At 35.6% G+C, this 25,789-nt stretch carries 35 protein-coding genes and 1 pseudogene; 17 read left to right on the forward strand and 19 right to left on the reverse strand.

Features of this window, described 5'->3' with window-relative positions; translation table 11 throughout:
- Window positions 1-7 precede the first annotated feature (7 nt).
- The 12 genes from HYD3684_RS04585 to fabZ all read right to left on the reverse strand — a co-directional run bounded on the left by HYD3684_RS04585 (window position 8) and on the right by fabZ (window position 9,097).
- On the reverse strand, window positions 8-184 hold the full coding sequence (locus HYD3684_RS04585) for a hypothetical protein (protein WP_015419514.1): 177 nt from the start codon (window positions 182-184) through the stop codon (window positions 8-10).
- On the reverse strand, window positions 181-957 hold the full coding sequence (locus HYD3684_RS04590) for an MBL fold metallo-hydrolase (RefSeq protein WP_015471356.1): 777 nt from the start codon (window positions 955-957) through the stop codon (window positions 181-183). Before HYD3684_RS04590 ends, HYD3684_RS04585 begins: the two co-directional genes overlap by 4 nt.
- Window position 958: 1 nt before the next feature.
- Window positions 959-1,171: a ferredoxin gene (locus HYD3684_RS04595; RefSeq protein WP_015419516.1), complete on the reverse strand. Its 213-nt coding sequence runs from the start codon at window positions 1,169-1,171 to the stop codon at window positions 959-961.
- A 69-nt stretch (window positions 1,172-1,240) separates the two neighbouring features.
- Complete coding sequence (gene sucD, locus HYD3684_RS04600) at window positions 1,241-2,116, reverse strand: succinate--CoA ligase subunit alpha (protein WP_015419517.1); 876 nt, start codon at window positions 2,114-2,116, stop codon at window positions 1,241-1,243.
- A gap of 12 nt (window positions 2,117-2,128) precedes the next feature.
- Entirely contained in the window at window positions 2,129-3,277 is a 1,149-nt protein-coding gene (gene sucC / locus HYD3684_RS04605; protein ID WP_015419518.1) for an ADP-forming succinate--CoA ligase subunit beta, read from the reverse strand.
- A gap of 198 nt (window positions 3,278-3,475) precedes the next feature.
- Window positions 3,476-3,691 carry a cold-shock protein gene (locus HYD3684_RS04610; RefSeq protein ID WP_012513969.1) on the reverse strand — a complete coding sequence of 72 codons (216 nt, stop codon included), beginning with the start codon at window positions 3,689-3,691 and terminating at the stop codon, window positions 3,476-3,478.
- A 119-nt stretch (window positions 3,692-3,810) separates the two neighbouring features.
- Complete coding sequence (gene truB, locus HYD3684_RS04615) at window positions 3,811-4,635, reverse strand: tRNA pseudouridine(55) synthase TruB (protein WP_015419520.1); 825 nt, start codon at window positions 4,633-4,635, stop codon at window positions 3,811-3,813.
- Window positions 4,636-5,571: an RNA polymerase sigma factor RpoD/SigA gene (locus HYD3684_RS04620; RefSeq protein WP_015419521.1), complete on the reverse strand. Its 936-nt coding sequence runs from the start codon at window positions 5,569-5,571 to the stop codon at window positions 4,636-4,638.
- A 21-nt stretch (window positions 5,572-5,592) separates the two neighbouring features.
- Complete coding sequence (locus HYD3684_RS04625; RefSeq protein WP_015419522.1) at window positions 5,593-7,014, reverse strand: Do family serine endopeptidase; 1,422 nt, start codon at window positions 7,012-7,014, stop codon at window positions 5,593-5,595.
- A 4-nt stretch (window positions 7,015-7,018) separates the two neighbouring features.
- On the reverse strand, window positions 7,019-7,630 hold the full coding sequence (locus HYD3684_RS04630; RefSeq protein WP_015419523.1) for a class I SAM-dependent methyltransferase: 612 nt from the start codon (window positions 7,628-7,630) through the stop codon (window positions 7,019-7,021).
- Entirely contained in the window at window positions 7,623-8,654 is a 1,032-nt protein-coding gene (locus HYD3684_RS04635) for a biotin/lipoate A/B protein ligase family protein (RefSeq protein WP_015419524.1), read from the reverse strand. The genes HYD3684_RS04630 and HYD3684_RS04635 overlap by 8 nt, the downstream gene beginning before the upstream one ends.
- Window positions 8,651-9,097: a 3-hydroxyacyl-ACP dehydratase FabZ gene (fabZ, locus tag HYD3684_RS04640; protein ID WP_015419525.1), complete on the reverse strand. Its 447-nt coding sequence runs from the start codon at window positions 9,095-9,097 to the stop codon at window positions 8,651-8,653. Before fabZ ends, HYD3684_RS04635 begins: the two co-directional genes overlap by 4 nt.
- A gap of 45 nt (window positions 9,098-9,142) precedes the next feature.
- On the opposite strand from fabZ, the gene amrB reads away from it, so the two are divergent.
- The 14 genes and pseudogenes from amrB (at window position 9,143) to HYD3684_RS04705 (ending at window position 18,296) form a co-directional block, all read left to right on the forward strand.
- Complete coding sequence (amrB, locus tag HYD3684_RS04645; protein WP_015419526.1) at window positions 9,143-9,931, forward strand: AmmeMemoRadiSam system protein B; 789 nt, start codon at window positions 9,143-9,145, stop codon at window positions 9,929-9,931.
- Complete coding sequence (locus HYD3684_RS04650; protein WP_015419527.1) at window positions 9,928-10,407, forward strand: AAA family ATPase; 480 nt, start codon at window positions 9,928-9,930, stop codon at window positions 10,405-10,407. Before amrB ends, HYD3684_RS04650 begins: the two co-directional genes overlap by 4 nt.
- A gap of 185 nt (window positions 10,408-10,592) precedes the next feature.
- Window positions 10,593-10,931 carry a P-II family nitrogen regulator gene (locus HYD3684_RS04655; protein ID WP_015419528.1) on the forward strand — a complete coding sequence of 113 codons (339 nt, stop codon included), beginning with the start codon at window positions 10,593-10,595 and terminating at the stop codon, window positions 10,929-10,931.
- Window positions 10,928-12,229, forward strand: coding sequence for an ammonium transporter (locus HYD3684_RS04660; protein ID WP_015419529.1), 1,302 nt, complete (start codon window positions 10,928-10,930; stop codon window positions 12,227-12,229). The genes HYD3684_RS04655 and HYD3684_RS04660 overlap by 4 nt, the downstream gene beginning before the upstream one ends.
- Window positions 12,230-12,250: 21 nt before the next feature.
- A complete protein-coding gene (locus HYD3684_RS04665; protein WP_015471357.1) occupies window positions 12,251-13,396 on the forward strand; it encodes an outer membrane beta-barrel protein in 1,146 nt (381 codons plus the stop codon).
- A gap of 194 nt (window positions 13,397-13,590) precedes the next feature.
- A complete protein-coding gene (locus HYD3684_RS08500; RefSeq protein WP_015419530.1) occupies window positions 13,591-13,725 on the forward strand; it encodes a hypothetical protein in 135 nt (44 codons plus the stop codon).
- A 93-nt stretch (window positions 13,726-13,818) separates the two neighbouring features.
- Window positions 13,819-14,610: a TOBE domain-containing protein gene (locus HYD3684_RS04670; RefSeq protein ID WP_015419531.1), complete on the forward strand. Its 792-nt coding sequence runs from the start codon at window positions 13,819-13,821 to the stop codon at window positions 14,608-14,610.
- An 11-nt stretch (window positions 14,611-14,621) separates the two neighbouring features.
- Window positions 14,622-15,356: a molybdate ABC transporter substrate-binding protein gene (gene modA, locus HYD3684_RS04675; protein ID WP_015419532.1), complete on the forward strand. Its 735-nt coding sequence runs from the start codon at window positions 14,622-14,624 to the stop codon at window positions 15,354-15,356.
- The gene (modB, locus tag HYD3684_RS04680) at window positions 15,353-16,012 is read left to right on the forward strand and encodes a molybdate ABC transporter permease subunit (RefSeq protein ID WP_015419533.1); all 660 of its coding nucleotides are present in this window, start codon (window positions 15,353-15,355) and stop codon (window positions 16,010-16,012) included. Before modA (HYD3684_RS04675) ends, modB begins: the two co-directional genes overlap by 4 nt.
- On the forward strand, window positions 16,009-16,638 hold the full coding sequence (locus tag HYD3684_RS04685) for an ATP-binding cassette domain-containing protein (protein ID WP_015419534.1): 630 nt from the start codon (window positions 16,009-16,011) through the stop codon (window positions 16,636-16,638). Before modB ends, HYD3684_RS04685 begins: the two co-directional genes overlap by 4 nt.
- Window positions 16,639-16,787: 149 nt before the next feature.
- A pseudogene (locus tag HYD3684_RS08440) lies at window positions 16,788-17,105 on the forward strand (nitrogenase-stabilizing/protective protein NifW).
- Between the two features lie 54 nt (window positions 17,106-17,159).
- Window positions 17,160-17,333 carry a nitrogen fixation protein NifZ gene (locus HYD3684_RS04695; RefSeq protein ID WP_015471360.1) on the forward strand — a complete coding sequence of 58 codons (174 nt, stop codon included), beginning with the start codon at window positions 17,160-17,162 and terminating at the stop codon, window positions 17,331-17,333.
- The gene (locus HYD3684_RS04700; protein ID WP_015419535.1) at window positions 17,296-17,523 is read left to right on the forward strand and encodes an AbrB/MazE/SpoVT family DNA-binding domain-containing protein; all 228 of its coding nucleotides are present in this window, start codon (window positions 17,296-17,298) and stop codon (window positions 17,521-17,523) included. Before HYD3684_RS04695 ends, HYD3684_RS04700 begins: the two co-directional genes overlap by 38 nt.
- An 11-nt stretch (window positions 17,524-17,534) precedes the next feature.
- Window positions 17,535-18,296 (forward strand): MBL fold metallo-hydrolase, encoded by a 762-nt coding sequence (locus tag HYD3684_RS04705; protein ID WP_015419536.1) that lies wholly within the window; start codon window positions 17,535-17,537, stop codon window positions 18,294-18,296.
- 61 nt (window positions 18,297-18,357) lie between these two features.
- Here HYD3684_RS04705 and HYD3684_RS04710 read toward each other — a convergent pair whose 3' ends face one another.
- The 4 genes from HYD3684_RS04710 to HYD3684_RS04725 all read right to left on the reverse strand — a co-directional run bounded on the left by HYD3684_RS04710 (window position 18,358) and on the right by HYD3684_RS04725 (window position 21,102).
- Complete coding sequence (locus HYD3684_RS04710; protein WP_015419537.1) at window positions 18,358-18,591, reverse strand: hypothetical protein; 234 nt, start codon at window positions 18,589-18,591, stop codon at window positions 18,358-18,360.
- 121 nt (window positions 18,592-18,712) lie between these two features.
- The gene (gene modA / locus HYD3684_RS04715) at window positions 18,713-19,348 is read right to left on the reverse strand and encodes a molybdate ABC transporter substrate-binding protein (RefSeq protein ID WP_015419538.1); all 636 of its coding nucleotides are present in this window, start codon (window positions 19,346-19,348) and stop codon (window positions 18,713-18,715) included.
- Between the two features lie 159 nt (window positions 19,349-19,507).
- On the reverse strand, window positions 19,508-20,350 hold the full coding sequence (gene modD / locus HYD3684_RS04720) for a ModD protein (protein WP_015419539.1): 843 nt from the start codon (window positions 20,348-20,350) through the stop codon (window positions 19,508-19,510).
- Window positions 20,351-20,412: 62 nt separating this feature from the next.
- Complete coding sequence (locus tag HYD3684_RS04725) at window positions 20,413-21,102, reverse strand: LysM domain-containing protein (protein ID WP_015419540.1); 690 nt, start codon at window positions 21,100-21,102, stop codon at window positions 20,413-20,415.
- 173 nt (window positions 21,103-21,275) lie between these two features.
- On the opposite strand from HYD3684_RS04725, the gene carA reads away from it, so the two are divergent.
- Together carA and HYD3684_RS04735 are read left to right on the forward strand one after the other, a co-directional pair.
- Window positions 21,276-22,337 (forward strand): glutamine-hydrolyzing carbamoyl-phosphate synthase small subunit, encoded by a 1,062-nt coding sequence (gene carA, locus HYD3684_RS04730; protein ID WP_015419541.1) that lies wholly within the window; start codon window positions 21,276-21,278, stop codon window positions 22,335-22,337.
- Window positions 22,338-23,483: an MFS transporter gene (locus HYD3684_RS04735; protein WP_015419542.1), complete on the forward strand. Its 1,146-nt coding sequence runs from the start codon at window positions 22,338-22,340 to the stop codon at window positions 23,481-23,483.
- Here the strand turns inward: HYD3684_RS04735 and HYD3684_RS04740 are convergent, their stop codons facing one another.
- Genes HYD3684_RS04740 through HYD3684_RS04750 form a run of 3 tightly spaced genes read right to left on the reverse strand, consistent with a single transcriptional unit; the run spans window position 23,484 to window position 25,194 of the window.
- Window positions 23,484-24,056, reverse strand: coding sequence for a FlgO family outer membrane protein (locus HYD3684_RS04740; protein WP_015419543.1), 573 nt, complete (start codon window positions 24,054-24,056; stop codon window positions 23,484-23,486).
- Complete coding sequence (pth, locus tag HYD3684_RS04745; RefSeq protein WP_015419544.1) at window positions 24,035-24,601, reverse strand: aminoacyl-tRNA hydrolase; 567 nt, start codon at window positions 24,599-24,601, stop codon at window positions 24,035-24,037. Before pth ends, HYD3684_RS04740 begins: the two co-directional genes overlap by 22 nt.
- On the reverse strand, window positions 24,601-25,194 hold the full coding sequence (locus HYD3684_RS04750; protein WP_015419545.1) for a 50S ribosomal protein L25/general stress protein Ctc: 594 nt from the start codon (window positions 25,192-25,194) through the stop codon (window positions 24,601-24,603). The genes pth and HYD3684_RS04750 overlap by 1 nt, the downstream gene beginning before the upstream one ends.
- Before the next feature lie 62 nt (window positions 25,195-25,256).
- Between HYD3684_RS04750 and HYD3684_RS04755 the strand changes: the two genes are divergently transcribed.
- On the forward strand, window positions 25,257-25,787 hold the full coding sequence (locus HYD3684_RS04755) for an RsmG family class I SAM-dependent methyltransferase (protein WP_015419546.1): 531 nt from the start codon (window positions 25,257-25,259) through the stop codon (window positions 25,785-25,787).
- The last annotated feature ends 2 nt before the right edge of the window (window positions 25,788-25,789 follow it).

Below are 25,789 nucleotides of genomic sequence, written 5' to 3' on the forward strand. Positions count from 1 at the left end.
GCCCCCTTTATTTCTTAAACACATCCATAAATATTAGTAAGCCTATAAGTATTGTCTCCGTTACAACACCAAAAATAAACTGAGAGCTGCTTATGTATGGTTTTAATATAATTATTAAAAGCCCGTAAACTATAGCTATTATAGTAACTACTCTTGGATTTGAAAGCTTTTTTAAAAAATTCATAATATTATTTTAGCACCGTCAAAGGCTGCTATGGTTTTTACATTTGTTTTATCTTCTATTTCTTTTGCCACATTCTCTGGACCAGCTTCAAGCATATCAGAGGCAAAATGCGTAATAATAGCCATTTTTGGTTTTACTATATTTAATATATCTATTACATCGTCTTTACAAAGATGGTCTATATTTTGTCTTTTTCTATAAAAGGTTGTATTTAAGATAAGCGCTTCTATGCTTTTTGGATAATGTTCTACTATATGCGGTTCAAACTTTGCACATGGATGATATGCTATTTTTTCGTTAAAAACGATACCGTACGTTATAGCACCATGATGAGTATGTTTTTTCAATATATCAATCTTTAAATCTTTCCAGACATAGCTGGCATCTTCTTTGAAGATAAAATGTTTATCGGTTTTCTTGAGTATAAAATCCAATATAACCTTCGTGTTTCCATAAAAAGCATCTTCTGGGGCACCTACAGCTAATTGCTTAGTAGATTCTTTTGTACCTACTTTAGCAGACTCAACCATAGTGTTTATATCTGCCGAATGGTCTAAGTGAATATGAGAAAGAATGAATATATCCATATCCCAAGGTTTAAAACCAAGAGATAAAACGTTTAGAAAGGCTCCAGGACCAGGATCTATATGAGCTGTTGTGTTTTTGGCTTTTATAATAAAACCACCTGATTTTCTTATATATTTAAAAGTAGAAACACGGCCTCCGGCCGTGCCTACAAAATATATTTCTATAGAAAATCTCCTTTCCGAGATATCATTCTTCTATTACTTCTGTAGATATAGCGCCGCTTGGGCACTCATCCGTTACTTCTAAAACCGCATCTTGAAGCTCTGGCGGTACATCTGATTTAACAACTTCAGCTATACCGTCTCCGCGGTTTTTATATATCTCTGGAACCCTATCATAGCACACCTCACAGGCTGTGCATAAATCAGGGTCAACTATGGTCTTGACGATTTTAGCCATAACAAAATACCTCCTTAAAAATAGTCTTATTATAATATAACAATTTGTTAATTTTTGCTACCTTTTTAATCATGATAATGCATCAGCAATAACTTTACCTATAAAAGCTGGATTTTCTATCACAGTCACATTAGCCTCTTTCAAAGCCTTCATTTTAGATTCAGCTGTCCCCTTACCACCGCTTATAATAGCACCAGCGTGCCCCATTCTCTTGCCAGGAGGAGCTGTAATACCAGCTATATAAGCAAAAACTGGCTTTTTAACGTTAGAGGCTATGTATTCTGCTGCCTCTTCTTCGGACGTACCCCCTATCTCACCTATCATGAGTATAGCTTTTGTCTCATCGTCTTCATTAAAAAGCGCTATCACATCCTTATGAGAAAGACCATGCACTGGATCACCGCCTATACCTATGGCACTAGATTGCCCTATACCGAGGTTTGAAAGTTGAAAAGCAGCTTCATAAGTTAATGTCCCGCTTCTTGAGACTATGCCAACGTTGCCTTTTTTAAATATATGCCCTGGCATAATCCCTACTTTCGCCTCTTCCGGGGTAATAGCTCCAGGACAATTTGGACCTATTAGTTTTGTATTGGGATAATTTTTCTTAAGATAGTATTTTACAGGTATCATATCTTTTACAGGAATACCTTCTGTTATACATATTATAAGCTCAATACCAGCATCTGCTGCTTCTACTATAGCATCTGCTGCAAAAGGTGGTGGTACAAATATTAAAGAACAATTAGCCCCGGTGTTTTTCACTGCATTTTCTACCGTGTTAAAAACTGGTATACCTTCTACCTCTATACCCTCTTTGCCTGGGGTTACTCCAGCCACTACTTGTGTGCCATAGTTTTTACATTGTATAGCATGGAAAGAACCTTCTTTACCAGTTATACCTTGAACTACCACTTTCGTATTTTTATTCACCAATATAGACATACAAAACCTCCTTTATTGTGCAAGTTTTATAGCTTTCTGAGCGCCGTCCCACATGTCTACAGCACTCTCAAAGTTTAAACCGGATTCTTTTAAGAGTTTTCTTCCTTCTTCTACGTTTGTGCCCTCTAATCTTACCACCACAGGGATTTTTATGTTTACCATTTTAGCAGCTTCTATCAAACCTTGGGCAAGCCTATCGCACCTCAATATCCCACCAAATATATTTATAAAAACAGCTTTTACATTTTCATCGGATGTAAGTATCCTAAAGGCGTTGGCTATTTGTTCCACAGAAGCACCACCTCCTACATCAAGGAAGTTTGCAGGTGCCCCACCAGCCAATTTAATAATATCCATAGTAGTCATGGCAAGCCCAGCTCCATTTACCATACATCCTATATTACCTTCTAGCTTTATATAATTTAAACCGTACTTTTCGGCTTCCACTTCAAGCGGATCTATTTGAGTGATATCTTCAAGCTCTTCTATATCTTTGTGTCTAAAAGCTGCGTTATCATCTATTTCTACTTTTGCATCCAAAAGCACTATATCTCCATCTTTTGTGAGTACAAGAGGATTTATCTCCACCAAAGAAGCATCCAAATCCATATAAGCTTGATATAGCTTTGAAACTATTTTACCAAACAAAGATGGATTTAAACCAAGTGCAAAAGAGAGTTTTCTAGTCTGATAAGGCATTATGCCAAGAACTGGGTCCACATACTCTTTTATGATGGCATCTGGTTTTTCTTTAGATAACTCCTCTATCTCCATACCACCTTCTTTAGAAGCCATTATAAGTATTTTTGAATTTGATCTATCTAATGTGATGCTAAGATAAAACTCTTTTTCTATAGGAGTAGCTCTTTCTATTAAAAGCCTTGAAACTACTTTTCCATTTGGACATTGAACCGTTTTTAGGATTTTACCAAGTATAGATTCAGAAAACGCTTCCAGTTCCTCATCAGATTTTACTATTTTTACACCGCCAGCTTTTCCTCTGGCGCCACAATGAATCTGGGCTTTTACCACCAATGGATAACCTCCCAGAGCCTGAGCTGCTTCTTTTGCTTCTTTAACGTTAAAAGCAGCATACCCTTCAGGAACAGGTAAGCCATATTTCTTGAGCAATTCCTTGGATTGATGCTCATGTAATTTCATAGAAAACCTCCAGCTAAGATTAGACTAATATTATATCAGAGGTTATATTTTGATTTTGATAAAATTTTGATTTAATTTGATTAAAGAAAATTTTTATAGATTTTATATATTGATTTTGAATAAATTATTTATTTTTTTATATAATTTTAAAAGATCCATATGCCCCGCTAAAAGCAAGGGCATAGGATTTTATATCATTTAAGATAAAACGCGAACGTTTTTTGCTCTTGGACCTTTTGAATCTTGGTCTACCTCAAATTCAACTCTTTGCCCCTGAACCAAAGTTTTGAAACCTTGTCTGTTTGGGTCGATTGCTGAGAAGTGAACGAAAACGTCGCCTTGGTTATCATCCCTTGTGAGGAATCCATAACCTTTTTCTTTGCTGAACCACTTAACTGTGCCTGTGATGCCCATGGAACTAAAACCTCCTAAAATTTGAGACGCGGGAATACTTGAATTGTTATATTCAAATATACCTTTATCTCTTGCATTTAATAATAACATATTTTTATATTTTGTCAATATGATTGTCATCATTGACTCTGCATTCTGACAGCTTTTAAAAGATTATTTTTTATCTGCGCTAATCCTTGAAATGTACCATCTTCCCCTAAAATTTTATACATTCCATCCTGAGATTGATATGTAAGTATTTTGCCTTGTTTTAGGCTTTTAATAAAAGAATGATCTAAAACCAAAGACGGTATAAAATAAAGACCTTCTTCAATAGAATAAACCTTACCTACGCTTTCATTGTCAAATTTACCTATGGCGGTACGCTTTATAATAAGCGTAGTAGCACCCACTTTTAAAGTGTCTCCTATATCGTTTATAAGCGTTCTTATGTAAGTGCCGGTTGAAACAACAGCTTTTATATAAAACTTTGGTATGTCGCATTCTAAAAGCTCAATACTATAGATGTTTACCGTTATAGGTTTCAGCTCTATGCTTTGGACTTGATTTTTTCTTGCCAATTTGTAAGCTTTTTTACCGTTTATCTTTTTGGCGGAGTAGATGGGGGGTATTTGGGTTATTTTGCCTTTGAATTTTTCAATGGTGCTTTTTAGCTCTTCACAGGTTATATTTACATTTTCTATTTTTTGTATAACATTTCCTGAGATATCTTGAGTATCTGTTTTTATACCAAGTATACCTTTTGCCTCGTAAGTTTTTGGAAGTACATTGAAATACTGTGTATACTTAGTGGCTTGACCAAGAGCTACTATCATAATACCTTCTGCTTCTAAATCAAGGGTACCAGTGTGTCCTGCTTTTGTGTTTAGGCTTTTAGAAATATCAAGTACAAACTTCGAAGACGATATACCAACTGGCTTATAGCCTATATAAAAACCATCCATTTAGCTTAAGAAATCTTTTAAATGTCTTTTTAAAGCAAAACTTCTTAGTTTTTTAATAGCCCTTGTTTCTAACTGCCTTACCCTTTCCCTTGAAATACCCAAAGCATCTCCTATCTCTCTTAGCGTTAGAGGTTCATTGCCATTGAGACCATACCTTAGCTCAAGGACTTTTCTTTCTTTCTCCGGAAGTTTACTGATTATATCGTGCAACTCCTTTTCCAATACATCTTTTATAACACCCTCTTCTATCTCGTCTGTGTCAGATATGCTAAGAAGATCTACAAAAAGAGTATCTGGATTGTCTCCCACCGGCGTATCCAAAGAAAGAGGCGTTTTACATATCTGAAGGCATTTTTTTACATCCTCTTCAGTTACAGTATACTTATGCTCTTGGTTCATCGATTGCTCTAACTCCTCTTCCGTAGGTGCAAAACCGGTTTCTTTTTTAAACTCTCTAATAATATTCTTCTTGTTTATATAATCTGCTATTTCTTTATAAGTAGGTTCTCTTTCAAGTTCTTTTAAAAGCTCATTATAAGCAAGACCCACTGCACTTATAAGATGAGAGTGCTTTACAGGTATTCTCACCGCTCCGGTTTGTTGAGACAAAGCTTGCATTATAGCTTGTCTTACCCACCACACAGCATAGGATATAAATTTTACGTTTTTATCTGGATCAAACCTTGTAGCCGCTTCTAAAAGACCCAAGTTTCCAGCCGCTATTAACTCAGACAAGGGTATGCCATATCCCATATACTGCTTTGCTACGCTTACCACAAATCTTAGATTTGCTTCTACTAAAGCTTTTAAGGCTTCCTTATCGCCAGCTTTCGCTCTTTTAGCAAGCTCTTTTTCTTCTTGAGGCGTTAAAAGCTTTACACTAGAGACTCGCTTCATATATTGATTGATAATCTCTTGTTCGCTATCAGAATACATAATAAACCCCTTATATATGTTTCACCTTGTCTGTATGCTTACATAAAACCTTTGCCCATCCCTTGCCACCAAAAACAGCACATATCCAGATTTTACATACTGAGATACAAGCGATTTAAAATCATTTACAGAGTTCACAGGATGGTTGTTTACCATTAGTATCACGTCTCCAGGTTGAAGAGAACCAGCTGCTGGACTATTTGGGGCTACGCTTACCACATAAACACCACCGCCGTAAGTTTGCATCTGTTGTGGAGTTAGGTTTGCTACAGATATACCAATATCTGTCGTAGTTTGAGTTTCACTAACAGACATTGGGTTTGTAGGCATTTTTCCTATAGTTACTTTTAAGTCCATGGGCTTTCCATTTCTTACTATGTGAAATGTAAGAGTAGTACCAGGTTTTGTCTCCATCACTTTAAATTGAAGCTGTTGCACAGTGTTTATATTTTCGTTGTCTATACCCACTATAACATCCCCTACTTTTATACCGGCTTTATCTGCAGGGCCGTTTGGCATAACCTGAACTACCACAGCTCCGTTTTGAACTTTTAAAGCTTTTGCTAAACTAGGTGTTACTTGTTGTATCATTACACCTATCCATCCCCTTGTAACAGAACCATGTTTTATAATTTGAGAAGATACCCATTTTGCTAAATTTATAGGGATGGCAAAGCCAAGACCTTGACCACCTTCTACCATAGCAGAGTTTATACCTATTACCTGGCCTTGTATATTCACAAGAGGACCACCGCTGTTGCCTGGGTTTATAGCAGCGTCCGTTTGTATGTAATTTTCATATTGAGTTAAACCTATGCTCCTATGTAAAGCAGATATAACCCCCATCGTCACAGTCCTATCTAGACCATAAGGATTACCTATGGCTAGTACGATTTGGCCCACTTGGAGTGTATCTGAATTACCAAGCGTTGCTACTCTAGAGCTTGGATCACTTACTCCTTTTGCGCTTACTTTCAATACAGCTAAATCTGTTTTTGGATCAGCTCCCACTATTGTAGCTCTATGTTGCTCGTTGTTGCCGAAACTTACCACTACGCTTTTGCTATGAGCTATAACATGGTTGTTTGTAAGTATATAAAATGTATCGTTTTGCTTGTTGTATTCAAATATAACACCGGACCCAAGAGCTTTTGTTTCTTGTGGTATCGAAGGTGTTGGAAGGTCAAAACCAGGTATTTGCGGGAAAAGAGGTACGTTTATCTCTTGGGTAGAGAATATCGTTACCACAGAAGGAGAGACTCTTTTTACAATCTGCACAAGTTCATCTTGCATCTGTGCCAATACTGGTACATTTAAGTTTAACTTATAATTAGAAGATGATGTTTGGCCTGTAGAATGCTCTTCCACTCTGCTTTTTTTTACACAAGAGCTTGCAAAAAACAAAAGGGCAAACACAGATAATATTGCAAAAATCTTTTTCATGTCTTCACACCTCTATTAAAAATGATAACACAACAAAAGAAGGATTTTCTACTTTTAATAATGTATTTTTTATCTGTGATTTACTAATGAAATAATTGCTGTATTTTTTCTTTGGCTTACCGGTTTTGTTAATAAACTTAAGTAGCTCAAGCTTTGTAAAATCAAGATAGTATACTCTTTTTTCAAATACTTTTATATTTTTTGATTTTAAAAGCTCAAAAACTCTATTCTCATCTGGAAATTCGTATATCCAATTTTCTAAACTCCCCCTTACCGGCAAAGAACAAGCTACATATTTTTTTGATACCCTAATCATCTCTTTTATAGATAGCTCTGTGTTGCACAAATGCAAAGCAAAATTGCTAATTACCATATCAAAACTCTTATCTTTAAAAGGTAGTTCTTCAGCGCTTCCTACCAAAAAGCTTTTATGATAAATTTTTAGGCTTTTATCAATATCAAGAGCTACGCATTTATTGAGGTGTTTAGCCAAAAATCCAGTACCAGCCCCTACATCGAGGGCATTTTCGTAGTCTAAATGTTTTATAATTTCTAAAAGGTCATTTGCCGCTTGTTTTTGTACAACGGCATATTTTTCGTATAAGGTTTTATTCATTTATAGCTTTTAAAATAATATCAGACAACTCTTCATCTGTCATAAAAGAAATTTTTAGGTTTGTATTGCCAAAAAATGTTTTTATCTTTTGTTTTATCTCATCAAAGTAAGAAAATTTAAGGTAGCTTTCTAAATCCTTGATAGCACTTGGTGGTGTGGCAAAAAAATCTCCATTTATAATTATATATTCTAAAAGCCTTTTAGTTTTATCTATTTTAAAACTTATTTTAAAAGTCCCTGCTCTGGTGCGTATGGTTTTTGTGCTTATAAGCTTATCTGCAATCTCATTTTCAAATACCCATTCTTTTGAGTTTAATTTGTTAGAAATCTCATTCAAAAGTTTAATCTCTTCTTGTGTTAAATCTTCTTGTTCTAAACCAAACTCTTCAAACTCTTTTTCTATGGCTTTTGCAATATCTTCAAAAGATGGAGCATAACCAAGTTCTTGTTTTAAAGAAGTTACTCTTTCTTTGGCAGAGGATATATTTTTGTCTTGAAGCTTTTCGTAAGGTATTTTTAGCAAAGAGGCCATTTTGTCTGGATCAAAATCTATAAGTATCGTACCTTGATACAAAAAAGCCCCATCTTGTAAAACCCCGCCAGTACCAGATATTTTTTTAGAGTTTATCTCGATGTCGTTTCTTGGTCTATACTTGGCGTTTAGACCAAAACTTGACAAAGCCTTTGCCACTTTTTCACACATGAATTGAGAAAGCTCCTCGTAGTTTTTTATATTAAAATCCTTTAAAGAGGCCACTACTTCCCATCCTATTTGAGCTTTGTTAAAGTATATAGCTCCTCCTCCTGTTTTTCTTCTTCCTATATCTATATTTAAAAATTTACAAAGCTCTAAATTTACCTCATCGTAGGGATTTTGATGATAACCTATTAGTACACATTCTGGATCAAAACTCAAAAATCTAAGCGTATTTGGTATTTTGTTTTGGGCTTTTAAAGAAAGTAAAACCCCGTCAAGGGCCATGTGGTAATACCAAGGTTTATTAAAAGTATACAAAACCCTCATTTTTTAATAGATTCAAGTTCTCTAGCAGCTGCCATCAAAATTGCCTCTGCCACCACTTGATTGTTTACCTTAGCTACTCCTTTCATTTTTGATATGGTTTTTTTAAGAGATATGGTTTCAAGTTCCATTATAAGCTGATCTCCTGGATATACTGGCCTTTTAAACCTCGCCTCATCTATACCGGCAAACACCACTGCATATTTTCCTATTTCAAGCCCAAGACTTTTTATCATCAATATTCCACCCACTTGAGCCATAGCCTCAAGCATATAAACACCTGGCATCAAAGGATATCCGGGGAAATGCCCTTGAAAAAAAGGCTCGTTCATACTTACATTTTTAAGTCCAACTATACGTTTTCCAAGTTCTATCTCCAATATTTTATCCACCAACAAAAGCGGATATCTGTGTGGTATTATCTTCATAATTTCTAAGACATCCATATCTTGCCTCCAGTTAAATTAGATATTTTATTATATAATATTTTTATGATTAGAGAGGAAGCTGTAGCTGGACTTTTTTATCCGGGGGATAAGGATATACTTTTACAAGCCATAAACTTGGTATGCGAAAATGAGGTTATCCAAGATGTAGATGCAAAAGGTGTCATAGTACCACATGCTGGTTATATATACTCTGGGCATACGGCTTGTAGTGTTTATAAAAGACTAAAACCAAAGAAAAACATTATAATGATGGGACCAAACCACACCGGTCAAGGCCCAGTAATATCAATAGACAGCTCGGATGCCTGGAAAACGCCCCTTGGGGAAGTACCTATAAACAAAGAACTACGAGACAAGATAGCCTCTTTTGGTATAGAGATAGAACCCAAAGCCCATATAAAAGAGCATTCTTTAGAAGTACAACTTCCTTTTTTACAGGTGTATTTTAAAGATTTTACCATAGTACCTATGATATTGGGATTTTTAGATTATGAGACCATAGTAAAACTTGGTAAATTTTTATCGTCTTTTGTAGATGATGATACCCTCATATTAGTTAGCTCTGATATGTCTCACTACATATCCCAACAAGAGGCCCAGAAAAAAGATAGCTTTCTTTACGACGCTATATCAAAACTTGACTCTAAAGAGCTTTACAGAAGAGCTATCCAATACAACATCACAATGTGTGGATTTATACCGGCAGCGGTGACCATAGAATCCCTAAAAGATAAAGTTAAAAAAGTATATCCAGTGGAATATACAAATTCTGGTATGGTCACAAAAGATTTTGAAAAAGTAGTGGCATATCTTAGTGTTATCTTTGAATGAAAATAGCCACCATAGGCTTTTCTGGAAGCGGTAAATCCTACATTGCATCTATTTTAGAAGGCATGGGCTTTTATTGGCTACGCTCAGACGCCATTAGAAAATCTTTGTTTGGAAGCTTTTACGATAAAGAAACCACTAAAAAAGTCTACGAAGAGCTTATAAAAAGGGCAAAAGAGCACAAAGATGCGGTTTTAGATGCAACGTTTCTTAAAAAATGGCAAAGAAAACTCGTTGTAGATAACTTCCCCGATGAGTATTATTTTATTTTAATAAAAGCCGATGAAAGCATCATAAAACAAAGGCTTCAAACGAGAAAAGATATATCTGATGCAGATTTTAATATCTATCTTATGCAAAAAGCCTCTTTTGAACCCCCAGACGAGATTCCACCAGATAGACTAATAAGCGTTGAAAACAATGGAAAAGAAGACATAAGCCTATTTTTAAAAAGCTTAATAAATAAAATAAAAGCTTGAATATATTAAATCTTTCAATGCATACGTTCGTAATATTTATAACTTGTCAATTGTTAACATTTTTGTAAACATATTTACAATCAGTGCAAAGTAGCATTTCAGCGATTCCCAGACATATTAACAATTTTGTATATGGTATAAAATTTGCTAGACCATATTTAGAAAACTTTTTTAGGAGGTAGCTTATGAAGAAGGTTGAGGCTATCATCAAGCCTTTTAAGCTTGATGAGGTCAAGGATGCACTGGTGGAGATAGGCATCGGTGGTATGACTATCACCGAGGTAAAGGGCTTTGGCCAGCAAAAAGGCAAAACGGAGATCTACAGGGCTACCGAGTACGTTATTGATTTTCTACCAAAGATCAAGATAGAAACGGTGGTCAAAGATTCCGAAGTGGAAAAGGTGGTAGAAACCATCCTAAAATCTGCCCAGACTGGTAAGGTGGGTGATGGAAAGATTTTTATCTACAACGTAGAGGAAACGGTAAGAATAAGGACCGGTGAAAGAGGAGAAAGTGCCATATGAAAACTTTTAAAGAAGGTATAGATATGCTTAAAAAAGTTGGGTTAGGTTTTCTGCTTCTTACAGGAAGCGCTTTTGCCGACACGGCACCAAAGCTAAACCACGGTGATACAGCGTGGATGCTGGTAGCAAGCTCTTTGGTTATGCTTATGACCATACCAGGCTTGGCGTTTTTCTACGGTGGTATGGCGAAGAAAAAAGATCTTTTAAACACCATAGCCCTTAGTTTTATGGCTTATGCTATAACAAGTGTCATATGGGTACTTTACGCTTACTCTCTTGCCTTCGGTGCAGATGTGCACGGTATCATCGGTAATTTGCAATATCTTTTTATGAACGGAGTGACATCAAACACACTTCATCCTTCTACTACAGTACCTGAGTTTATATATTGTGGATTCCAACTTACGTTTGCAGCTATAACAGTAGCTTTGGCTAGTGGCTCTATTATAGAAAGGCTAAAGTTTAGCGCATGGCTTGTAATAGTGCCTCTTTGGATAACCCTCATATATGCACCTATAGCTCACTGGGTATGGGGAAATGGATGGTTAGCTAAGCTTGGAGCCCTTGATTTTGCAGGTGGTACCGTTGTTCACATAAACGCTGGTGTAGCTGGTCTTGCAGGTGCTTTGGTGCTTGGCAAACGTAAAAACACCCAGCTTATACCAAACAATGTAGCTTATACAATACTTGGAGCTGGTCTTCTTTGGTTTGGATGGTTTGGTTTTAACGCTGGTTCTGAATTAGCAGCCGATGGTATAGCTTCTAGCGCATGGCTTATAACAAACACCGCTACAGCTATGGCAGCTATAGCTTGGATGGTAACAGAATGGTTGCTCCACGGTAAACCCACTACACTAGGTATGGCTTCTGGTGCTATAGCAGGTTTGGTAGCTATAACTCCCGCTTCAGGTTATGTAAACATCATGGGTTCTATAGTAATAGGTATAGTGGCTGGTGTAGTGCCTGTATTTGCAGTATCTTGGTTAAAACCAAAACTTGGCTACGATGATGCTTTGGATACTTTCGGTGTTCACGGAGTGGCTGGTTTCTTAGGAGCTATCTTAACGGGTGTGTTTGCAGATCCATCTATAAACCCTGCTGGTAAAGGTCTTTTGTATGGAAACCCCCACCAAGTAGTAATACAGCTAATAGCAGCTATGTCTACGATGACATATTCATTTGTAATGAGCCTTATAATCTTCAAAGTGGTTGATATCCTAATGGGTATAAGAGTAAAAGAAGAAGACGAAGTAGAAGGTCTTGACTCAGTAGCTCATGGTGAAACAGCTTACAACTAACATTTTAAGGAGGTTTATTGTATGAAAAACTTTAAAACTTACAAACAAAATTACAAACGCTTTTTTATGGCCTTGGCCATCCTATCTCTCCCCCTCTCCTTCGGGGGGGCTTATGCCTTCCAACTAGATGAAGGGGCTTTTGGCAAGCTAAATATAGACGGTGCTGTAAGTGGCTACTACCTTTACTCAAACAACGTACCTCCAAATTCTACTCCTCCTCCTAATGGAGATAAGAAAAATCGTTACGATATATCAAACGCCCTTGTAAATATATCAAAACCAGACGGTGTAGTAAGGTTTACTATAGTAGCTGGTGCTTACGCTTTTCCTACAGTAGGTGAAACCACGGCCAAAACCACCCAAAGCGGATATAACACAGATCTATACTCTGCTTTGCCCATAGCTTACTTGGAGTTTGATCCAAATTCAAGCGTATCTATAAAAGCTGGTAAGCTTCCTACGATGATAGGATATGAGTCAGCTTTTACCTATCAAAACATAGATATCCAAAGAAGCATACTTTGGGGTATGCAACCTGTAGTAAGTAGAGGTATTAGGTTTACTTACACAAAAGGTATCTTTTCAGGTAATATTGAACTAAACGATGGTTTTTACTCTGAGAACAAACTAGCTGTAGAAGGCTCTTTTAGTTTGGCTCCAAATCAAAACTCCTCTATAAGCTTTAACTTTATATATCCAGATAAAAGTACAAAACCAAACTCAACAGCCAATCCTGCCAACAAACAAGAGTATGAACTCACTGGTTCTTATACATTATCTAAATTTACATTTGCCTTTGATTCTATGTATGTACATGTGCCTACCGAGACAGATCCATCGGTGAATACTCAATCAAACCACGCTTTTGGTATAGCTGGTTATGCCACTTACAATATAAACGATGCATGGTCTTTGAATGCGAGGACCGAGTATGATCAAGAAGGAAGCTCTGGCACCGATATAATGGGCTTTGGTCTTGGAGCTCACGTTTATTCTATCACTATAACACCAGAATACAAATATAAGCAATTTTTCATAAGACCTGAAGTATCTTATGTCCATATTACAAACGTAGCTTCAGCTTACTATTACACCTCACCATCTGATACTACAGCTACAAAAAATACTCAAATAAGGCTTGGTTTAGAAGCTGGATTTGTATTTTAAAAAACATGGGTGAATGAGTGAGGGAGTAAAAGATGGGCTTTTTTGAAGGTATAGAAATTAAGTCTTACCTTCAGACCATCTTTTCTTTTAAAACCCAAGATATGATATATATCATTGTATTTCTTAGAGCGTTATGTTAAACTATACATAACGAAAGATTAAAGTACTTTAAAGTATATTTAGGAGGAAAAACAATGAGGTACAAAGTAGGTAGTAGTATTTTGCTTTTTAGTGGGTTATATATATTAAGCCATAACGCCGATGCGATCTTGCTAAAAGCTTCAAACGATGAGTTTGCACAATTCAAGACATATCCTACACAATGGTAAGGAAATGCAAACGTGGGTTAGAGGCCACAAGGGTAGTCTTTTTGGGACTATACGTTGGCTTTGAGGACGGTATTTTAATATAAAATATTGCTTATGATAGAAATTAAAGGTGATATCTTTATAAACAAAGACGGTGAAGGTTTCTTTGGACAAGGTCGTTATAAGCTTTTAAAGCTTATAGACAAATACGGTTCTATATCAAAAGCTGCAAAAGAGATGAAGATGAGCTATAAAGCAGCTTGGGACCATATACAGTCTATAAATAACTTAGCCCAAGAGCCTGTTGTTTATACAAAAGCTGGTGGTAAAGATGGTGGGCAAACTATACTTACACCATACGGCAAAAGACTTCTTAAGCATTATGAGCGTATTCAAGAAGAATACCAAAAGTTTTTGGAGCTTTTAAAAGAAGAAGAGTTAGAAAGTTTATACGTTATAAGGAGATTAGATATGAAATTGTCCGCAAGGAATCAGCTTCTTGGAAAAGTAAGCGCTGTAGAAAAAGCCCAAGCGGTTTCAGAGGTTGTAATCTCAATAAGAAACGGCGCCACAATAAAGTCTGTAATAACTACAGAAGCGGTAGATACCATAGACTTAAAACCTGGTAAAGACGTGGTGGCTATTGTAAAGTCCTCTGATGTTATACTGGGAGTAGGGGAGGAAGTAGAAAAACTATATCCATTGAGCGTAAGAAACATCTTAAAAGGTGACGTCAAACAGATAGTGGAATCTGATGTAAATAGCCTTGTAAAAGTAGACATAGGAGCTGAGCTTACCATTAGCTCTGTAATCACTACAGAGTCTTTGAAAGAGCTTGGTATAAAAGAGGGCTCTTCGGTTTATGTCATAATAAAAGCCTCAAACGTAATGATTTATGTAATTTAGGAGATGATTTTATGAAAAAGTTTATAGTTTTTGGGCTTTTAGCAAGCAAAATAGTCTTTGGTGCTACAATTACAGTGGCAGCTGCTGCTGATCTTAGATTTGTATTGCAAGATTTGACAGCACTTTATGAGAAAGAATATCCTCAAGACAAATTAAAGTTTATATACGGAGCTTCTGGTAACTTTTACAATCAAATAAGGGCTGGTTATCCTATAGATGTATTTATGTCTGCGGATACACATTTTCCTGAGCTTCTTTATAAACAAGGTTTATCTTACAAACCAAGAGCTTACGCCATAGGCAAACTTGCTCTTTTTACCACAAAAAATATAGATGTGGATAATCCAAAACTTGCTTTCTTAAAAGCTCAAAAAGTGGCTATAGCAAGTCCAAGAGTAGCCCCTTACGGGGTTGCTGGTATATCTACACTTCATTGTTATCATGTGTACAACGAGGTTAAAGATAAAATAATTTTCGGTGAAAATATAATCCAAACTACTCAGTTTGTAGCTTCTAAAAATGCAGATGTGGGACTTGTTTCTTATTCTCTTATCTTGGCACCACAGCTTCATAGTAAGGGTAAATTTTACCTTATACCTCAAGCTTGCTATAAACCTATCGTACAAGGCGCTGCTGTAATAAAATCAACAAAAGATAAAAACGCTGCCATGAGATTTTTTAACTTTTTATATTCCCAGGAAGCGATAGGCATCTGGAAATCTTTTGGATACGGCATACCAAGATGATAGATTACAGCCCTTTTTTGATAAGCTTTGAAGTGGCTATATCCACTACGATAGTCCTCGGCGTGGTGGGAATTTTTATATCCTATTTTTTAGCTTTTAGTAAAAGCGTATTGGCAGATATCGTAGAACCTTTTATCATGAGCCCTTTGGTGCTTCCTCCCACTGTGCTTGGGTTTTATATCATGTATATATTTGGGCTTCAAAGCCCATTGGGAAGGTTGTTAAACAACATTGGTATACATCTTCTTTTTAACTTTAACGGTCTTCTTTTGGGTTCTATCATATACAGCTTGCCTTTCGCTGTTTCTCCGGTAGTGTCAGGCTTTAGATCTGTGCCAAAATCTATCATAGAAGCCTCTTATACACTTGGAAAATCAAAGTTTTACACGCTTCTAAAAGTTATAATACCAAACTCCAAATATTCTATAATAAGTGCTTTGGTGCTTGTATTTTCTCATACCATCGGTGAGTTTGGCGTTGTGCTTATGGTAGGGGGTGATATTCCTGGTAAAACTAGGACCGCTTCTATAGCTATATTTGATTATGTACAAGAACTAAACTATAAACAAGCAAACATCACAGCTTTGATACTCTTTGCAATAGCTATGAGTACACTTATTTTTTTACAAATTTTAAAAAGGTTTCAAGAAAGATGATGGAAATAAGTATTGAAACAAAGTTTTTTAAATTTGAAATCAACCTTTCTAAAAGCCAAATACTTGGTATAGTAGGCCCTTCTGGCATTGGTAAAACCACAACCTTAAGAGCAATAGCCGGTTTAGAAGAAGCTAAGGGTAAGATTGTAGTTGATGGTGAGGTATGGCTTGATAAAAATTTATCTTTAGCTCCCAAGAAGCGCTCTATAGGATTTGTATTTCAAGATTTTGCACTTTTCCCAAATATGAGCGTGCTTGAGAATGTAGCTTATGCCTCTTCAAAAGAAAATGCTTTAGAGATTTTAAAAGCTTTTAACATAGAACATCTAAAAGATAAACGCCCAAATAAACTATCGGGTGGCGAGCGTCAAAGGGTGGCAATAGCAAGAGCTATAGCAAGAGCTCCAAAAGTTTTACTTATGGATGAGCCTTTTTCAGCCCTTGATAGAAAAACAAAGCATTTTATTCAAGATAAGATATTGGAATTTTCAAAGATGCATAAGTTTTATACAATATTTGTAGCTCATGATCTTACAGATGTTGTAAGATTATCTGATTTAGTTTTTTCAGTGGAAGATCAAAAGCTTTTATCCAAAGAAGAGTTTGAAGAATATTCTTTAATGTAAAAAATATTACATTATTGTAATAACTATAACAATTGTTATATGGTTGTAAATTTCATTACAATCTTATAAAAACCTTATATAGCAATGCATTTTCTAGAATTGATAATGGCATGACAATTGCTAAATAACATATGAAAGGAGGTGAGTGTATGAGTTTGTTTGAAGATATAAAAAAGCTAAGTAGCGCAGAAGAATTTTTTGATTATTTCAAGATACCCTATGAAGAGCATATATTAAAACCTTTTAGACTACATATTTTACAAAAGTTTAAAGTTTATATAGATTCTTTATCTGTATCCTCTGAAGAAGAAGCCTATTAGAAGATGATAGATTTCTTAGTAAAAGCTTATTCGGATTTTCAAAGCACTGATAGTCCGTTCAAAGAAAGGCTGTTTAAAGTACATCAAGATGTAGTAAAACCAAATGTTGTCTTTGAGGTTGGTTTAAATGATAGAGCCAAAGTTTAAAGTGGGTGATATTGTAAAAACCAAGAAAAAATAAGAAATGACGGCACATTCCCAGTGTTACCCTGGGGTGAGCTACTTCTACCAAAAGGCGCTGAAGGAGTGGTGATAGACATAGGTAGATTTTTGCAAACACAAGTGGTGTATGTGGTAAATTTTTTAGAGAATGGTAAAATAGTGGGGTGTTTGGAGCATGAGCTTGAAGCCTGTAACGAAATATACTCTATTTAAGGGTGTTGTAACAGATTTAGACGTAGGTGAATTTAGAGCTTCTATAATGGTAAAGTTCAAAAATTTAGAGCTTTCAGCCGTTATACCAAAGAAAATGGTTACAGAATGGGGATTAAAAATTGGCGACAAAGTGATGGTCCACATAGAAGAAGGGGGCGGTATATATATTTACAAAAACAAACTTACATAATATATAAGAGGATGGTAAATTGTATAAAGTTATATGACGATGGAAATCATAAGTTTATATTGTTAAAAGGCATGAGACTTAGCGGAGATTATATATGGACCAACGAGTATATGATTGTAGAGAAAAACTATGCAGTTTTAATAGACCCAGGCAGTATATATTCATTTTTCCAAGTTTACGATTCAATACTTGATTATGTTAGTTCTGATGATATAAAAATTGTATTTTATTCTCACCAAGATCCCGATTTAGCTTCCGGTATAACTATGCTTATGGCAAATACTAAAGCAGATGTGTACATATCTAAACTATGGAAAAGATTTATATCTCACTTCGGCATAAAAGATATGACTAAAATAAAAGAAATTCCTGATAATGGTATGAGTATAATCCTACCTAGCGGTAATGAAATTGAGTTTATACCAGCCCATTTCCTTCACAGTGTAGGAAATTTCTCCCTTTACGATAAAAAATCTGGTATTTTGTTTAGTGGAGATATAGGAGCCTCTATTGTCACGAACGAAGAAGAAGGTATATTTGTGGAAGATTTTGATGAACATTTACCAAAAATGGAATCTTTTCATAAAATATACATGCAAAGCAATATAGTCTGTAGAAGATGGGTAGAACAAGTAAGGAAAAGAAATGTAAATATGATAGCTCCACAGCATGGAAAGATATTTAAGGGAGAAAATGTAAACAAATTTTTAAACTGGCTATATCAACTTCGATGCGGTTTAGATATTTTAGATGACATATATCCAAAAGCTTAAACTAAATCATTTATCCTTAAAAGCCACTATTCTACCATATTTCATCAAAATTATAAAATCGCTATAATGTGTATATACCAAAAGGAGCGGTTATTACTAACGACGGCTTAAGGCTTTCTATGGTTTCCAAATTTGTAACATGAGGATTACCTATGTCCACAGTTTTATTTATAAAATTCGGATCTTCTTTTAAGATAAGATTACCGGCAAAAAACGGTATAGCCTTTCTATTCATTCCAGGATATCCTACTATACCATCTTGAGCTTTTAGCATAAAACAAAAAGGTAAAGCCATGGGAAACAATACGGCGTATTTTAAGTTTTGACCTGTGAATTTGTTGGCGTTGATAGTTCAGGTTTTTTAGAGCAAGATATCAAAATCAACGGCACCAAAAGAAAAGAAAGCTTTCTTATACTCATAACCCATACTCCTTAAAGATATTTTTTGCAAACTCGCTATTTGTTATAAAATCAAACAACAAAATAGCCTCATTTGTTCTGTTAACAATCACACCTGCCTGCTCTATTGGTTTGTAGTAAGAAATGTCCAATTCAAAATAGTTTTCTGATTTTAGATTTGCCAGCACAAAAGAAAGAGGCAAAAACGCCAAGTCAGTTTTTCTATCTTTATGGATTTTCAAAACCTCTTTTGGATTTCTACCAAATATAAGCTTATGTTCGTCTAATAGGTTTGTATTTTTCAGAAATTCGTAAGTAGCTCTTCCATAAGGTGCAACACTGGGGTCTGGTATAGCAATAAGATGTGCTTTTTCTATATCTTCTAAAGATGGTTTTTTATCAAAAGCAAACAAACAAAGTCTTCCTCTGGCGTATATCCTCAAGTCAGAGCCTATGCCAAGGTCAACTAATTCTTTAGCGGATTCTATATCTGCAGCTAAAAATATATCATAAGGCTTTTCAGCTGAACTTATGAGCGAGCGTTGATAAACTAGGCAGTTTTCTCCTATTGTTACAATAGTTGGAATATTTGCAGCAACGGTTATCTTATCAATTATTCCTTCTAAGTTTGGTGCACACGCTAAATTTACCATATCTTACCTCCTATCAACAACTTTTGTTGTATAAAAAGTTAGCATATCTAAACCGAACTATATTTTAGTATATAGCGCTTTTTGAAAAATGTCAACATCAATATATATGCTAAAATATAAAGATTTATAGCATAAGATTTATATCATAGATAGATAATATTATAAAGGTCTTATTTCTGCCTTGAAATCCATCATGGGCGCTTGGTATAGGCTTGAGGTAACCAGTGCATCTACACCAGTACCAGCATACTGCTCTACATTTGACATATTTATACCGCCAGCCGCTAAAATAACCATTTCTGGTTTTATAGATTTTATGTGTCTTACAGCCTTTTCTAAAAGATCAGGGTTAAGTTTATCAAATTGTATCATATCAACTATATCTATAAAGCCTAAAGCCTCTTCCAAGGAAGAAACTTCTACGCATACTTTATGTTCTTTTGCTCTTTGCTTTAAAATTTTAATGGCTTTTACCAAATCTTCATGGGTCTTAAAAAATACCTTATGTTGATCGAAAATCAATATACTTTCAGATAAACCAAGCCTATGAGGGATTGCTCCACCTATCAAAATAGATTTTATAGTTAAACCTTTGTTAAAGCCTATCAATTTTCTAGTAGTGGCTATTTCTATGTCTTCTCTTACGCTTTTAGCTTTTCTTACCATTTCGTAGGTTTGTGTAGCTATACCAGACATATACTCTAATATATTTAGACATATTCTCCAGGCTTTATGTATATCTTTTGCATCTCCTGATGCTTCAAAAAACGTTTCCTCAGATTTTAAAACACTACCAGACGGCTTAACAAAATTTATTTGTAGGTTTAACTTTTCGGCTATCCTCGCAGCTTCTTCTGTACCACAAAGAACACATTCTTTTTTTCTATTGGATATAGCTATGCTGGCAGAAGATTTTATATTTAAAAGTTCTGTTGTTATATCCCAATAAGGAACATCATCCTTGATAAAATTATCTATTTCTTCATCTGTTATATATATCATATAAAAACCCAAGACCGGCGGTTAAACCGGCCATAGGGCTTTGGCTTTATGAAAACTTACGATTATTTCTTCTTGGCTTTCTTAGCTGCAGCTTTAGCTTTTTCGTGAGCTTTTTTGGCGGTTTTTGCCATGTGTTTGGCGTGAGATTTTACTTCTACTGGTTTGCCGTTGAGTATACATAGAGGGTTGCGTTTTCTGTCTTTGTACTTGAGTGTCCAGTAGTTGAACTCACGTCTTGCCCTTGCCTTTTCTGCTGGTGTGAGGTGTACTAAGTATCTTAGCCTCATGCCTACCCTTAATATCCATGGGTCTCTACCTATGGCTCTTCTGTTTAGGTCATAGATTGATGGCCAATATACTTGGGTACCGTAAATCCTTTGAGCTATTGTAGAAAGAGTATCGCATGGTTTTACTCTGTAATAACCGTACATAGCGTGTGGTTTTACTATTGGCTTACTTACTGGAGGTGGTGGAGGTGGTGGTGTTTGTGGTGGTGGAGGTGGAGGTGGTGGAGGTGGAGGTGGTGGAGGTGGGGGTGGTGGAGGTGGTGGAGGGGCTGGTTTGTGCTCTTCTTTACCAAGAGCTTTGATCTTGTTGATGTCAATACATGTAATCCAATAAGCGCCATTGTTACAGGTGTCTGGTTCTGGGTTTAAATACACACCTGCTCCTTCATTTCCGTGCGCGCTTGCTGCATAAAGCATGAACCCCAGTCCTATGGCTGGTGCCAGCATTGTAAGAAACCTATTCATAGCTTTCTCCTCCTTTAACTAAAGTATAGCATCTAATACTGCCTTTGTCAAGCTATATATATTATATCGTAATTTTATAAAAAAAGTATAAACTTTTTATAAATATATTTAATGATATATATTATACTGTTTTAAAGCTTTTAGAAAAAATACTATGTTATAATAAGCTTTTAATGAAAGCAATCTTATGTCTTGAAGATGGTACATATTTTATAGGCAAATCCTTTGGTAAAACTGGTGAATGTTTTGGAGAAGTGGTATTTAACACAGCCATCACAGGTTATCAAGAGATTATAACAGATCCCTCTTACAAAGGCCAAATAGTAGTGATGACAAACCCCCAGATAGGAAACTACGGCGTAAACAACAACGATGTAGAATCAGACTCCCCAAAAGTTGCAGGTTTTGTAGTAAGGGAAATATCAAAAATAGATAGCAATCATACGTCTATAGACACTCTATCCTCTTATCTTGAAAAGCACAACATAGTAGGTATATCAAATATAGATACAAGGGCTTTGGTAAAAATACTACGAGAAAGGGGCGTTACCAGAGGATTTATATCTACTATAGACCTAAAGCCAAAAGTTATATACGAAAAAGTGAAAATGGTAAAAGATATATCTTCTCTTGATTTGGTATCTGAGGTCACTACAGATAAAATTTATACAGTTCATGCTTATAAAAGCTCAAAACACTTTGTATTGGTGGATTTTGGTGTAAAACAAAGTATAATAAAATATCTTGTAGAAAATGACATCACCTGCACAGTAGTACCAGCAAACACACCAAAAGAAGATATAGAAGCTATGAATCCAGATGCAGTGTTTTTATCAAATGGACCCGGAGACCCAGCAAATGTACTAAATGGTATTGCCATAGCCAAACATTTTTTTGGGAAAAAGCCTGTATTTGGAATATGCCTTGGTCATCAAATCATGTCTTTGGCAATCGGAGCTAAAACTTACAAGTTAAAATTTGGGCATCACGGAGCCAATCATCCTGTCAAGGATATGAGAAACAATAGAGTGATGATAACTTCTCAAAATCACAATTACGCCGTAGAAGATTTACCAGATTTTATGGAAGTCACACATATAAACCTTTTAGACAACACCATAGAGGGTATGATCCACAAAAATATACCTTATTATTCTGTGCAATTTCACCCAGAGGCCTCACCAGGTCCTCACGATGCTCTTTATATATTTAAAGAGTTCAAAGATATGGCTTAAATGTATAAAAACATAGCTTATATTTCTATATTTAGGGTTTTAAGGGGTATCGCTGGTGGGATTATTATGGTGGTTTTCCCTTACCTTATTTTAAAAGATTTCCATAAAAGCATAGGATACTTAGGGATTATATACGCTTTGGCTACCATCTCAACAGCGCTTTTATCTGTGGTGGGCGGTGTAATAGCGGATGTGTGGCATAGGAAAAACGCCGTTATATTGATATCTTTGCTTTTACCTATCAGTGGGATACTTGTTTATTTTAAGGCTTCTTACGTGATTGCTTTTTTAAGTGCTGTTTTAGGTGGATATTCTGCTACTGGTTCTTTAATGAGCGGTGGGGTTGGTGGGGCTGTGATGCCTATGGTAAACGCTTTAGCCACAGATATAATTCCAAAAGAAAAAAGAGTGTTTGCCTATTCTGTATTCACTTTCCTAACAGGTATATCTGGGGCCTTTGGAGCTTATTTGGTAAAATATATTCCAAACGATAAGGATGCTTTCTTGATAGCCTCTTTGCTGTCTTTTGTTGGCATACTTTTCATAATACCTATAGACGCCTATCACAAAAAAGGTCGGATAGATACTCTTACCAGTAAAAAAACCATAGGTCAGTTTTCGGTAGTAGGGTTTTTAAACGGCTTTTCCCAAGGGCTTATAACACCATTTTTGATTCCATTTTTTATAATAGTTTATCATATAAAAAAATCAGATATGGCCTCCTGGGCTTTTGTGGGCGGAGTTTTGGCTTCTTTTGCACCCCTTTTTGCCAACATATTGTATAGACATCTTGGTAATCTTAAAAGTATAATACTTACAAGAACCATAGGCACTCTAATGATATTTTTTATGCCACTTGTAAAAAACCTATACATAGATTTGATCCTTTATAGCCTTTATCCTTCTTTTAGAGTATTGGCGCTTCCAATCCAGCAATCCATGATGAGTGAGATGGTGGACGCTTCCGAAATGGCGAGGGCTTTTAGCCTAAATCAAATATCAAGATTGGGAGCTTCATCGATTGGAACGTTTTTAACGAGCTTTTTATGGGAGCTTTCATATGTGGGTTTACCGTTTTTTATATATTCGTCTATTATGGCTTTTAATATATTTTTATATAAAAAATTCTTTGGAAACAAAGAATGACTATTCGTCGTGGAGTTCTCTTATCTCGTCGTTAACTGGTATTTCATCCGTATAAGCTTTGTCTATGTTGCCTGTTCTTAGGTTTATAAGTCTCGTGTATACTATGAGCTGATGTCTTGTAAGTGTATACATCCCTTGGTATATGTAAGAGGTTCTAAATTTTGTCCTCAAATCGTTTACATTGGAAGAAAGAGCTACATCACCATGGGAATTTACCGTCACATACTTGGATAAATTTATTTCTATGATTTTCACATGACATTCTCTTATAAGAGCATCTTTAAAAAGCTCTGTTAGTGTTTTACCCAAAGCGCTCGTATAGTTTATGTTGTTTGAATCCACATAAGTCATTACAGCCACCACAGGTATAGTATAAGTTTTGTTATATACTTTGAATGTTGGACATGTATGATAAGCCATCCTGTCTGCAAGATATTTTAAGGGAGCTTTAGATTTTTCTATGCCAAATTTGTAGGCTTCATAGTTTATCGTAGAGGTTATAGAAGAGCAACTTAAATTTATAGCAGAAATTATTAAAATAGGTAAAAACTTTAAGAGCTTTTTGTATTGCATAAAGTCATAACATACTCTAAAGGCTCTTCTAAGCTTCTTATAGCGCATTCGCTAGCTTTCTCTATCGTCTTTTTTACAATAGGCGTATCTTTGTATTCAAAAGGACTTAAAACGTAGTTTGTGACCTCTTCTTTTGAAGCTGGTCTTCCTATGCCTATTCTAAGCCTAGGAAAATCTTGGGTTCTTAACTCCCTTATAATAGACTCCACTCCGTTGTGACCTCCAGAACCTCCGTTTGGCTTAATTTTTATAGTGCCTATAGGTAAATCCATGTCATCGTATATTACAAGTATATCACTCGGCGCTATCTTTGTTTTTTCCACAAACTGCCTAAGTGCTATACCAGAGTTGTTCATAAAGGTTTGTGGTTTTATAAGATATACATCTTTCTCTTTTATATGAAAAACTATAGACATATATTTTTCTATTGGATTTTTTAAATGCAATTTAAAAGCTATTTCGTCTATTACTTTAAAACCTATGTTGTGCTTGGTGTCTTTGTATTTGGGGCCTGGGTTTCCAAGCCCCACTAAAGCTTTTATCATTATTTGGTAGCAGCTTCTTGAGCTTGTTCTTCTTCGCCTTCTTTAGTTTCTTCTGGTTCTGCCACTACAAGCACCACTTCTTCCGGATCTTCCATCAACCTACAATTTGCCGGTATATTTAAATCTTTAACGTGCAAAACTCCGCCTAAACCTACGCCTGATATATCTACAACAATTTTGTCTGGTATTTCTCTTGGATTTACCTTTAACTCTATGCTGTGAAGGTGTATTTCAAGGGTACCGCCAAGCTCTACACCTTTTGGAGTACCAACAAACTCAAGGGGTACTTCTACATCGGTCTCTGTAACGTTTGATATGTTGTACAAATCTACATGCACCGGATTATCTCCAAGCCATCCGTATTGAATATCTTTCAACAGGCAAGGCAATACTTCGTTACCAAGCTTTGCTTCTATCAAAAACGTAGTACCGTGAGGCATGGCTGCTAGGTCTTTTATTCTCATGTAAGCGTGTATATTTTGGACGCCTTTGCCGTAGATCTCTACAGGCACAAGCCCTTCTTTTCTCTTGCTTTTTTTATCACCTTTTGTAGAAGCTTCTCTTTCTAAAAGCTCAATACTAACCCTTTTCATAACAATCACTCCTTCTATAGAAAGTTTTCAAGCTATATATTATAGCATAATATAATTAACTTATGAATAGAGATAAAGCTTACGAAATATATATAAATGAAATCCTAAAATGGAACAAGGTACATAAGCTTATATCAAAAGCCGATGAATCAAAGATTTTTGAAAGACACATAAAAGACGCTGAAGAGATATTTTACAAATTAAAAGATTTTGATATAAAAGAAATAGCAGATGTAGGAGCTGGAGCTGGTTTTTTAGGTGTGGTGTTTTCTATCCTTGATAAGGATCTAAAAGTTAGTCTAATAGAAGTTGTGGCAAAAAAATGTGCTTTTTTAGAGCATATAAAAGTTAAGCTTGGACTAAATTACGAGGTTTTATGCAAAGATGCCACTCGTTTAGAAAAAACCTTTGAAGCCACTATAGAAAGGGCTTTTGGCAAACCCCTTGACATAGTAAGTACGATGGAAAAACTATCAAACAAATATACGTTTCTTGTCTTAGGAGAAAACGAGGACCTTAAACCTTTAAAACATTTAGGCTATACACCAATTAAGCTATCAAAGGGTTTTTTGGCTTTTAAAAGCCTAAAATAAAT

The sequence above is a fragment of the Hydrogenobaculum sp. 3684 genome (assembly GCF_000213785.1).
Lineage (GTDB): Bacteria > Aquificota > Aquificia > Aquificales > Aquificaceae > Hydrogenobaculum.